This is a genomic window from Rhizobium beringeri (assembly GCF_004306515.1).
Taxonomy (GTDB): Bacteria; Pseudomonadota; Alphaproteobacteria; order Rhizobiales; family Rhizobiaceae; genus Rhizobium; species Rhizobium beringeri.
This window is the reverse complement of sequence record NZ_SILG01000001.1, coordinates 560,749-569,807: the sequence shown is the minus strand read 5'-3', so window position 1 is coordinate 569,807 and position 9,059 is coordinate 560,749. Positions and strand designations below refer to the sequence as shown.

At 63.0% G+C, this 9,059-nt stretch carries 9 protein-coding genes; 1 reads left to right on the top strand and 8 read right to left on the bottom strand.

Annotation, left to right across the window (positions count from 1 at the left end; all coding sequences use genetic code 11):
• The 6 genes from ELH03_RS02895 to ELH03_RS02870 all read right to left on the bottom strand — a co-directional run.
• A partial coding sequence (locus ELH03_RS02895; protein ID WP_130806787.1) for a DUF2207 domain-containing protein occupies positions 1 to 1,929 on the bottom strand: 1,929 nt, incomplete at its 3' end.
• A 36-nt stretch (positions 1,930 to 1,965) separates the two neighbouring features.
• On the bottom strand, positions 1,966 to 3,228 hold the full coding sequence (locus tag ELH03_RS02890) for a 3-phosphoshikimate 1-carboxyvinyltransferase (RefSeq protein ID WP_130766002.1): 1,263 nt from the start codon (positions 3,226 to 3,228) through the stop codon (positions 1,966 to 1,968).
• Positions 3,229 to 3,421: 193 nt separating this feature from the next.
• Positions 3,422 to 3,973, bottom strand: coding sequence for a LemA family protein (locus tag ELH03_RS02885; RefSeq protein WP_003556933.1), 552 nt, complete (start codon positions 3,971 to 3,973; stop codon positions 3,422 to 3,424).
• Between the two features lie 138 nt (positions 3,974 to 4,111).
• Positions 4,112 to 5,068: a glycine--tRNA ligase subunit alpha gene (locus ELH03_RS02880; protein WP_128402778.1), complete on the bottom strand. Its 957-nt coding sequence runs from the start codon at positions 5,066 to 5,068 to the stop codon at positions 4,112 to 4,114.
• A gap of 325 nt (positions 5,069 to 5,393) precedes the next feature.
• Positions 5,394 to 5,585 carry a membrane protein gene (locus ELH03_RS02875; RefSeq protein ID WP_003556931.1) on the bottom strand — a complete coding sequence of 64 codons (192 nt, stop codon included), beginning with the start codon at positions 5,583 to 5,585 and terminating at the stop codon, positions 5,394 to 5,396.
• Between the two features lie 18 nt (positions 5,586 to 5,603).
• Positions 5,604 to 6,464 carry a S49 family peptidase gene (locus ELH03_RS02870; protein WP_018495057.1) on the bottom strand — a complete coding sequence of 287 codons (861 nt, stop codon included), beginning with the start codon at positions 6,462 to 6,464 and terminating at the stop codon, positions 5,604 to 5,606.
• A 183-nt stretch (positions 6,465 to 6,647) separates the two neighbouring features.
• Here ELH03_RS02870 and ELH03_RS02865 point away from each other — a divergent pair, with 183 nt between their 5' ends.
• Positions 6,648 to 7,988, top strand: coding sequence for an Nramp family divalent metal transporter (locus ELH03_RS02865; RefSeq protein ID WP_105005107.1), 1,341 nt, complete (start codon positions 6,648 to 6,650; stop codon positions 7,986 to 7,988).
• A gap of 53 nt (positions 7,989 to 8,041) precedes the next feature.
• Here ELH03_RS02865 and ELH03_RS02860 read toward each other — a convergent pair whose 3' ends face one another.
• Both ELH03_RS02860 and ELH03_RS02855 read right to left on the bottom strand, forming a co-directional pair.
• Positions 8,042 to 8,818, bottom strand: coding sequence for a tRNA1(Val) (adenine(37)-N6)-methyltransferase (locus ELH03_RS02860; protein WP_128402779.1), 777 nt, complete (start codon positions 8,816 to 8,818; stop codon positions 8,042 to 8,044).
• Positions 8,819 to 8,824: 6 nt separating this feature from the next.
• Positions 8,825 to 9,052: a putative signal transducing protein gene (locus ELH03_RS02855; RefSeq protein WP_003545870.1), complete on the bottom strand. Its 228-nt coding sequence runs from the start codon at positions 9,050 to 9,052 to the stop codon at positions 8,825 to 8,827.
• Between the last annotated feature and the right edge of the window lie 7 nt (positions 9,053 to 9,059).

Below are 9,059 nucleotides of genomic sequence, written 5' to 3'. Positions count from 1 at the left end.
GCCCCCGCCTCCCCCGCCTCCGCCGCCGCCTCCCGACGAGCCGCCGCCGGAAAAGCCGGAGGATGAGCTCGAAGGCGGCGGCGCGGGAATCGTCGACGCGATGGTCGAGGCCATGGACGAGGAAAAGCCGCCGATACGATCGGAAAAGCTGCCGCTGTTGAAATTGCCGGCATACCAGGCGGGCGCATAGGCAGCAGCCGCGCCGGCGGCGGCCGCCGCAAGCCAGGTTTCGAAAGTGCGCGACCAAGGCTTTTCGACGCCGAGCGCCACCGCGTAGGGCAGCAGCGTCTCGAAATGCCGCGGCGACATTTCCGGGGCGCCGGCCGTGTTCATCCGGTCCTTCTCGGCAAGCGTCAGATATTGGCGCAGGCCGTCTATGCCATCCATCATCTTGGCGCCGAGCGGGGTCGGCGCGCCCATGATGAAGAAATAGAGGATGTTCAAAAGCACGATGCCGCCGACGGCAAAGAGCATCGGCGTTTCGTGCAGTTCCACCAGCGAGGAGGCAAGCGCCAGGACCAAGGTCGCCAGAATGCTGATGCCGACGAAGACGCCGACCGCGGCGGAGATGATGGCGATGATCTTGCCGAACAGTGATTTGCCGCGATGTAGCGACCTGACGAGGCCGGCGGCGAACACCGCAACAAAGACCGAGATGGCGATCGGGATCAACATCAGTGCGATGGTATCGGGCGCCAGCGAACCGAAAACGAACAGTATCACCAGGGCGGCTGCGCTGAGCGCGATGCCGCCTGCGGTATAAGCCAGGTTGGAATTGTAATATTTGCCGCGATGCTCCTTCTCGATCGCCGAGCGGAAGGCCTGGCCGACGGACTTCACCCGCTCGCCATTGGCCTTGTCGATCGTCAGCGTCGAACCGGCACCGCCGGCAACCTTCAGCAATTCGATCTCGCCGGCCTGGAATTTCTCCTTGCCGAGCGGCTTGCCGGTGCCTTGGATGACGATCGAATTCTTCAGGTCTTCGAGCTTGACGTAGCCGCGGACGGCAAGATTGAGCGCGGTAGCGGACAGCGCCGTCCAGCCCTCTCCGGAGAAGCCCTTATTGTCGATATAGTTGACCAACGCCGGCGAGATACCATCAGGCGCGTCCCAGCGCGGCACGACGACGCCACGCGAGGGATCACGGCCGACCTTCAGCCAGGATCGCGTGTAATAGGCGAAAACGAGGATCAGGCCGCCGAAGCCGATGAAATAATTGCGGTTGTCCTTCAACCACCATGTGCTTTCCATATCCGCACTCGGCGGATCGATCGAACCCTTCGGCATGCGGATCGCGAAGGTCAGGCCTTCGTGGGCATCAAGCGGCGCGGTGGTGGAAAAGACCAGGCCAGCGCCGTTTTCGCTGACGCGGGCATTCTTTTCCGTCGCGCCCTCGGGGCCGGTGAAGAAGGTTGTCTCCGTCGCGCCGACGCCGGGCGGCAGCTTCACCGTCGCGGTTGCCGAGCGGATCGGGAAGATCCAGCCATTGCCGGTGACGTTCCAATAGAGTTCGTCGTGATCGTCGAAATAGCGGATCTGGCGATTGGTCCTGTAGGTGAAGACGTATCGATGACGGCCCGGCGTGACGGTCACGTCGGCAGAACCGGCATAGATGCGGATGCCGCCTGATATCGATTCGGTGTGCCAGGGCTCGTTATCGCCATCGCGCTGGACCGATACCATATCGAAATCGACGCTGCGGCGGCGGCCAGCTGCATCGGTGAAATAGAGCGGGAAATCACGGAAGATGCCGTGGTTGATCTGGTCACCCTCGGCATTGACGGTGATCGTTTCCGTCACCGTCATCGCACCGCTTTTTTCGAGCGTAATGTCGGAGGCGAAACTGTCGATCACCTCGGCGGCAAAGGCCACTGGGGCGGCGAGCATCAACAGCAGTGCAAAGCAAAATCCGAAAAACCGACGCCCCATCCCTGTCTCCCCGCCGGCAGCCTCGGCTGCGTTTCGTCAATCCTTGTCCTGATAGGTCACGCCGAGTGCTGCCAGCGTCCGCCAATAGGCGGGGAAGGTCTTGCCGACGCAATCGGGATCGAGAATGGTGATGCCGTCGATCTTCAGCCCGGCGAGCGCGAAACTCATGGCGATGCGATGATCGGCGAAGCTGTCGATCTCCGCCGGCAGATGCCTGCCGGCAAGCCCTGGATCGGACTCGACGATCAGATCGTCGCCTTCTTCGCGGGCGAGCCCTGAAACAATGCGGTTGAGGCCGATCGAGAGCGCCCGGATGCGGTCGCATTCCTTGACGCGCAGATTGGCGATGCCGACGAAGCGAACCGGCGTCTGGTTGAAGGCGGCAAGCACGGCAAGGGTCGGAACGGCATCCTGCATCTGCGAGCCGTCGATCTCTGCCGGCAGATGCGGGAATTTGGCGATGATGTCATAGGCGCGCGCATCCGGCTGCGAGAAGGTATCGGAGGGAACACCGAGATCGATCGCGCCGCCGGTCAGAACCTCGGCCGCCCAGAGGTAGGTCGCGGCCGAGGCATCGGGCTCGACGATGAAATCGGCAGCGCGGTAGCCGGTCGGCTCGACACGCCAGGTGACCGGGCTGGTCTTCTCGACCTTGGCGCCGAAAGCCTTCATCGCCGCCGTGGTCAGATCGATATAGCCGAGCGCGCCGATATCCTCGCCGACGAGCTCGATGTCGACCGGCCGGTCGCCGCCGGCCGCCATCATCAGCAGCGCCGAAACATACTGGCTGGACAGGCCGCCATCGATGCGGATGCGGTCGGCCTGGAAGCGCCCGGTGCCCTTGACGGTGACCGGCGGGCAGCCGGTCTCAGCACTCACGTCGATGCCGAGCGTGCGCATCGCCTCGACGAGCGGGCCGATCGGGCGCTTGCGCATATGTTCGTCGCCATCGACGATGACGGTGCCGTCGACCAGAGCCGCAGCCGCCGTCAGGAAGCGTGTCGCCGTGCCGGCATTGCCGAGAAAGAGCGGCGCCTTCGGCGGCAGCAGCCTGCCGCTGCCGGTGACGACGAAGGTGGTGTCGTCAGGCTCATCGATCGCAACACCCATGGCACGCAGCGCTTCGGCCATATAACGCGTATCGTCGCTCTTCAGCGCCCCGGTCAGCCGGCTGGTGCCCTTCGCAAGGCCCGCGAGCAGCAGCGCGCGATTGGTGATCGACTTGGAGCCCGGCGGCATGGCGCGGCCCGAAAGCGGTTTTCCCGGCGGGATGATCGTGAGTTTGGCTGTGCGTGTCATGCTGTTCTTCCGTCCATAAGGCGACCTAAAGCGCGTCGCGATCTCTCAGATTCGCTTGCCACGCTTTAGGTCTTTGGTTTTGCGCATGTCGTTGTCGCAAAACCGCTGCACACTTTTGCGCGACATGCTCTAGCCGGCCGCAAATCTGCCCTTGCTCTTAATCGCTTTCTGGCAAAGGCAAAATGCCGGATCGTCAGAATTTCACGGTGGGGACGGCGCGGTCGGCTTCGTTGGTGATTTCGAAATATTCCCGCTTGGCAAAACCGAACTGGCCGGCGACGAGATTGGAGGGGAAGCTTTCGACCTTGACGTTCAGGTCGCGGGCGGCACCATTGTAATAGCGCCGGGCCATCTGCAGCTCGCCTTCCATGGTTTCCAGCGAGGCCTGGAGCTCGGCAAAGTTCTGGTTGGCCTTGAGATCGGGATAGGCCTCGGCAAGCGCGATGACCCGGCCGAGCGCCTGGCCAAGCAGGCCTTCCGCCTGCGCCCTGCCGGCAACATCGCCTGATGGCACGGCCTGCGCCTTGTTGCGGAGCTCAACCACCTCTTCGAGCGTGGTCTTTTCATGGGCGGCATAACCCTTGACCGTCTCGATCAGGTTCGGGATCAGGTCGGCGCGGCGCTTGAGCTGGACGTCGATGCCCGACCAGGCTTCTTCCGCCATTTGCCGCGCGCGAACCAGGCCGTTGTAGACGAAGATGAGATAGAGCGCGACCAGAACGATGACGCCAAGCGCAATATACATCGCGAATCCCCCGCAGCGAAGTAATGACGGGGCGGAGACTACGCGGGTTTGCCGGCTGCCGTCAAACGCCGATATCCGCGAGGATTTGGGGTGCCCGACCAGCCGTCGATATCGACGATACGGCCAACGGACTTTGCGTTACGCCGCCTCTTTCGAGAGGTTGACGCCGCCGGCGTCGGTCAGCAGGAAGGCTTCGCCGCAGGCCTTGGCAAGCGTGCGTACACGCAGGATGTAGCTCTGGCGCTCGGTGACCGAGATGACGCCACGGGCATCGAGCAGGTTGAAGACATGGCTTGCCTTGATGCACTGGTCATAGGCCGGGAAGACGCATTTGTGCAGGCGCTGGTTGGCGTTGTCGCCGGGCGCGCCGGCATCGAGCAGCGCCCGGCATTCCTTCTCGGCATCGACGAAGTGGCGATGCAGCATCTCGGTATTGGCGAACTCGAAATTATGACGCGAATATTCCTGCTCGGCCTGCAGGAAGACGTCGCCATAGCTGATCTTCTCGTCGCCGTCGCGGCCGTTGAAGTTCAGATCATAGACATTGTCGACGCCCTGGACATACATGGCGAGGCGCTCGAGACCATAGGTCAGTTCGCCGGCGACGGGTGAGCATTCGATGCCGCAAACCTGCTGGAAATAGGTGAACTGCGAGACTTCCATGCCATCGCACCAGCATTCCCAGCCGAGGCCCCAGGCGCCGAGCGTCGGGCTTTCCCAGTCGTCCTCGACGAAACGGATGTCATGCAGCAGCGGATCGAGACCGATCGCCGCCAGCGAGCCGAGATAAAGCTCCTGCAGGTTGGGCGGGTTCGGCTTCAGGATGACCTGGTATTGGTAATAATGCTGCAGCCGGTTCGGGTTCTCGCCATAGCGGCCGTCGGACGGGCGCCGCGACGGCTGGACGTAAGCGGCCTTCCACGGCTTGGGGCCGAGGGCGCGCAGTGTGGTGGCCGGATGAAAGGTGCCGGCGCCGACTTCCATGTCGTAGGGCTGCAGCACCGCGCAACCCTTGTCCGCCCAGTAGTTATGCAGGGTCAGGATCAGCGCCTGGAAGGAGCGCTTCGGGTTCATATGATCTGGGAGAGCTGACATCGAACGGCACCGATTGCTTGGGATTTATCGGCGCGACAGGTGCCATGGAGGGCGGCGGGGGTCAAGACTTTTGCGGCGGCGAAGAGGCGTCGAATGCCGATATGGAAGAGGAATTCCGCAGCCCCTCACCCTAACCCTCTCCCCGCTCGCGGGGCGAGGGGACGTGCCAAACGCTGCGTCGAGATTGAGGAATCCGGTCCGGCATATTCCCCTCGCCCCGTTTACGCGGATCCGAAGGACGGGTCGAGACCCGCGGCTCGGCCCCGGTCGGTGGCGGCAGCCGGATGAGGGGCAAGCGCTGGGTGAGAGGCAATGGAGACGCCTCTTATTCGCCCTCGCGCTTCAGCCGGTATTCGCCCGTCGCCGGGTCCTTGACCAGCGTGCCGATCGCGCCGGTCTGGCGCTCTTTTTCAGCACGGCGCGACTTTTCGGCTAGCTTGCGGGCATCAGAGACGAAGCGGCGGTAAAGCCACCAGGCTGAGAAGACCAGGATCAGAATAGTAATTAACTGCGGCATGCCCCTCTCTTGCTCCCTTCAAAGCCCGAAACGGCTCCACAATGCTCTCTCTTCCGCCGCTTCGACAAGCCCCGTTGCGAGACCGGATGCAGCACCTTCGAGCGAGACCGGCGACACACCCGGAATCCGGCGGCCGAACAGGCCGCGGCCGGCGGTGACGAGCTCCAGCTTGGTCTTCTGGCCGTAGCGCCTTTTCAGCTCCTGGCGCATGTCACCGAGGCCATCGATGAGGCCGAGTTCGAGGCCGCGCGTGCCGCTCCAGAACAGGCCGGAAAAGACCGTCGCATCATCCCTCAGCTTGCCGGCGCGACGTTCGCGCACCATCGAGATGAAGACCTGATGGATTTCGAGCTGCAGGCTCTTCAGATACTCGATATCCTTTTCCTTTTCCGGCTGGAAAGGATCGAGGATTACCTTGTTTTCGCCGGCAGTATAGACGCGGCGTTCGACGCCGATCTTCTTCAAGAGCTCGGGGAAACCGAAACCGCCGGAGACGACGCCGATCGAGCCGACGATGGAGGTGGCATCGGCGATGATCTCGTCGCCGGCAAGCGCGATCATATAACCGCCGGAGGCGGCGACATCCTCGACGAAGACCAGAACCTTCTTCTGCTTCTCGCGGGCGAGCTCGCGAATGCGGGTGAAGATCAGGCGCGACTGGACGGGCGAGCCGCCCGGCGAATTGATGGAGATGGCGACAGCCGGCGCGTCCTTCATGGCGAAGGCCTTTTCCAGAACCGGAGAGACATTGGCGAGATTGAGGGTCGGCCGGAACTGGCCGCCGCCGCTGATGATCGCCCCCTGCAGCCGGACGACCGGGATGGTGATGCCGTCCTTGCGGAACCGTTTCGGCATCAGTTTTCTCAAGAATCCAGCCATTTCCCATCCTTCGCTTCGGGTCGCAGGATCGCAGTTTGCGATCGGCATCCATGTATGCGCTGGAACGGCAAACGCAATGGCCGCGTTCCTGAAAATAGCAGGTTTGATTTTGTTGTTGCGAATGACTTGCATTATCATTCTAATTCGTCATAGTGCCCTGACGATAAAACAGGTGGAAATCGCATGGACGTCCTCAATCCGAATGCAAAGAGCGGCTGGCGGCATGAACGCGGAGAGGGATCGCTCTCCGATGTCTACCGCACCGTCGGAACCGGGCGTCACAGCTCGACATGGCGAAGGGCGGCAGCTTTCGCCGGGCCGGGCTACATGGTCGCCGTCGGTTACATGGACCCGGGCAACTGGGCGACATCGCTCGCCGGCGGCTCGAAATTCGGCTATGCGTTGCTCACCGTCGCGCTGCTTTCCAACCTGATGGCGATCGTGCTGCAAGCGCTCTGTGCGCGTCTCGCGATCGCTTCCGGGCGCGATCTTGCGCAGGCCTGCCGCGACGCTTTTCCGAGATATGTCTCGGTGCCGCTCTGGGCCCTTGCGGAAATCGCCATTATCGCCACCGATATCGCCGAGGTGATCGGCACGGCGATCGGCCTCAACCTGCTGATGGGCATCCCGCTCGAACTCGGCGTGCTGATCACCGCGCTCGACGTCTTCGTGATCCTCTTCCTGCAAAAGCTCGGCTTCCGCTGGGTGGAAGCCTTCATCATCGCGCTGCTCGGCGTCATCGCGGTCTGCTTCGGCGTGCAGATCCTGCTTGCCGACCCACAGTGGGGCGCCGTCCTCACCGGCTTCTTCCCGACCACCGAGATCGTCACAAATCCGGAGATGCTCTATCTGGCGCTCGGCATTCTCGGCGCGACCGTCATGCCGCACAATCTCTACCTGCACTCCGGCATCGTGCAGACGCGGGCCTACGGCCATACCATTCCCGAGAAGAAGGAGGCGCTGACCTTTGCGACGATCGACTCGACGGTGGCGCTGTGTTTCGCGCTTCTGATCAACGCCTCGATCCTGATCCTTGCGGCGGCCGCTTTCAATGCGCACGGCAAGACCGACGTCGTCGAACTCGGCGAGGCCCATTCACTGCTGTCGCCGCTGCTCGGCCTAGCCATCGCGCCGACGCTCTTCGGCATCGCGCTTCTCTGCTGCGGCCTCAACTCGACGGTGACGGCAACGCTTGCCGGCCAGATCGTCATGGAAGGCTTCCTCAAGATCCGGCTGAAGCCGTGGGTACGCCGGCTGATCACCCGCGCCATCGCCATCGTGCCTGCGGCGATCGTCACCATCTGGTACGGCGATCAGGGCACGGCGCAGCTGCTGATCCTGACACAGGTGGTGCTCAGCCTGCAGCTTTCCTTCGCTGTCTTCCCGCTTGTCATGTTCACCGCCAGCAAGGCCAAGATGGGTGAACTTGTGGCGCCCCGCTGGCTGAGCGGCATCGCCTATCTGATCGCGGTCGTCATCGCCGGGCTGAACGTCAAGCTGCTCTTCGACTTCGTCACCGGCTGAAGCAATTCCAGGAAAAGTGTGAAGCGGTTTTCCGTCCGGAATTGCGGGAGACCCTAAAGCCTCATATAGGCCGCCCGGCCATTGTTGAAATCATCGACGAGAGGGGAGAACTTGTGGCTCCCCTCTTCGTGCATGATGAGGGCCGCACGCAGCGACAGCCGCGCCCGCGATCCCTTGATACCAGTCACCAGGATACGGACGGCGTTTTCACCCGGACGCGGGTGGATAGCGGTGATCTCGATGCCGCCGAAGCGCCGGCCACAGGCGGCAACGATCTCGGCGATCGACTGGGGCCTGGCGATCAACGACAATTGCCCGCCGGGGATCATGATGGCGCCGGCGGTGCGGATCCAGCTTTCGAACAGGCCGTCGGTCATCGCATGGGCTTCGGCCTTCAGCGCATCCGGCGTGCGCCGGTCGCCGGCATCGTTGAAGGGCGGGTTCATGATGACGTGGTGGAAGCTTTCATCGCTGAGCCCGGCATCGTTGCGCGCCCTGGCGGTCAGCGTCACATCGGCCTCGACGACGCTGACGCGGCCCGCGACATGGGCATTGTCGGGCAAGAGGATGCTGCGGCGGGCATAATCGGCCATCTCGACCGAGCGCTCGAAGAGCACAACCTGCGCATCGGCAAGCCGCGAGGCGACGGCAAGGCCGGCAGCACCGGCGCCGGCGCCGAGATCGGCAACCCTGACCGGGCGATCGTCGGCGACCAGAGCCGCAAGCAGCATCGCATCCATGCCGGAGCGATGGCCCCTGCCCTTCGGCTGCACCACATGAAAGGCGCCGCGATGAAAGGCATCGATGGTGTCAGTGGTTTCCCCGGTCATCGGAGCTCACTTCCGCTCGCGCAACTCGCCGCCGAGACCGGCATCGGTGAGGATGCGGCGCGCCTGATCGGCCATCTCCTCATCCACCAGCAGGCGGCGTGACAGCATCCCGAGCGAGCCTTCCAGCACGCTCATGCCCTGATCGGCGATGAAGCAGTGAATTCCCGCATCCTTCATCAAACTCTCGGCATAGGAGAGAAGAACGGGGTCGTTGGCGCGGATAAGCTCATGCATTTGCCGT

Bases quoted from the DNA above. Each gene is read 5' to 3' on its own strand.
- ELH03_RS02885 (WP_003556933.1), bottom strand. From the start codon at position 3,973: ATGTATATTGCGCTTGGCGTCATCGTTCTGGTCGCGCTCTATCTCATC.
- ELH03_RS02880 (WP_128402778.1), bottom strand. From the start codon at position 5,068: ATGTCAGCTCTCCCAGATCATATGAACCCGAAGCGCTCCTTCCAGGCG.
- ELH03_RS02890 (WP_130766002.1), bottom strand. From the start codon at position 3,228: ATGACACGCACAGCCAAACTCACGATCATCCCGCCGGGAAAACCGCTT.
- ELH03_RS02875 (WP_003556931.1), bottom strand. From the start codon at position 5,585: ATGCCGCAGTTAATTACTATTCTGATCCTGGTCTTCTCAGCCTGGTGG.
- ELH03_RS02870 (WP_018495057.1), bottom strand. From the start codon at position 6,464: ATGGCTGGATTCTTGAGAAAACTGATGCCGAAACGGTTCCGCAAGGAC.
- ELH03_RS02860 (WP_128402779.1), bottom strand. From the start codon at position 8,818: ATGACCGGGGAAACCACTGACACCATCGATGCCTTTCATCGCGGCGCC.
- ELH03_RS02865 (WP_105005107.1), top strand. From the start codon at position 6,648: ATGGACGTCCTCAATCCGAATGCAAAGAGCGGCTGGCGGCATGAACGC.
- ELH03_RS02855 (WP_003545870.1), bottom strand. From the start codon at position 9,052: ATGCATGAGCTTATCCGCGCCAACGACCCCGTTCTTCTCTCCTATGCC.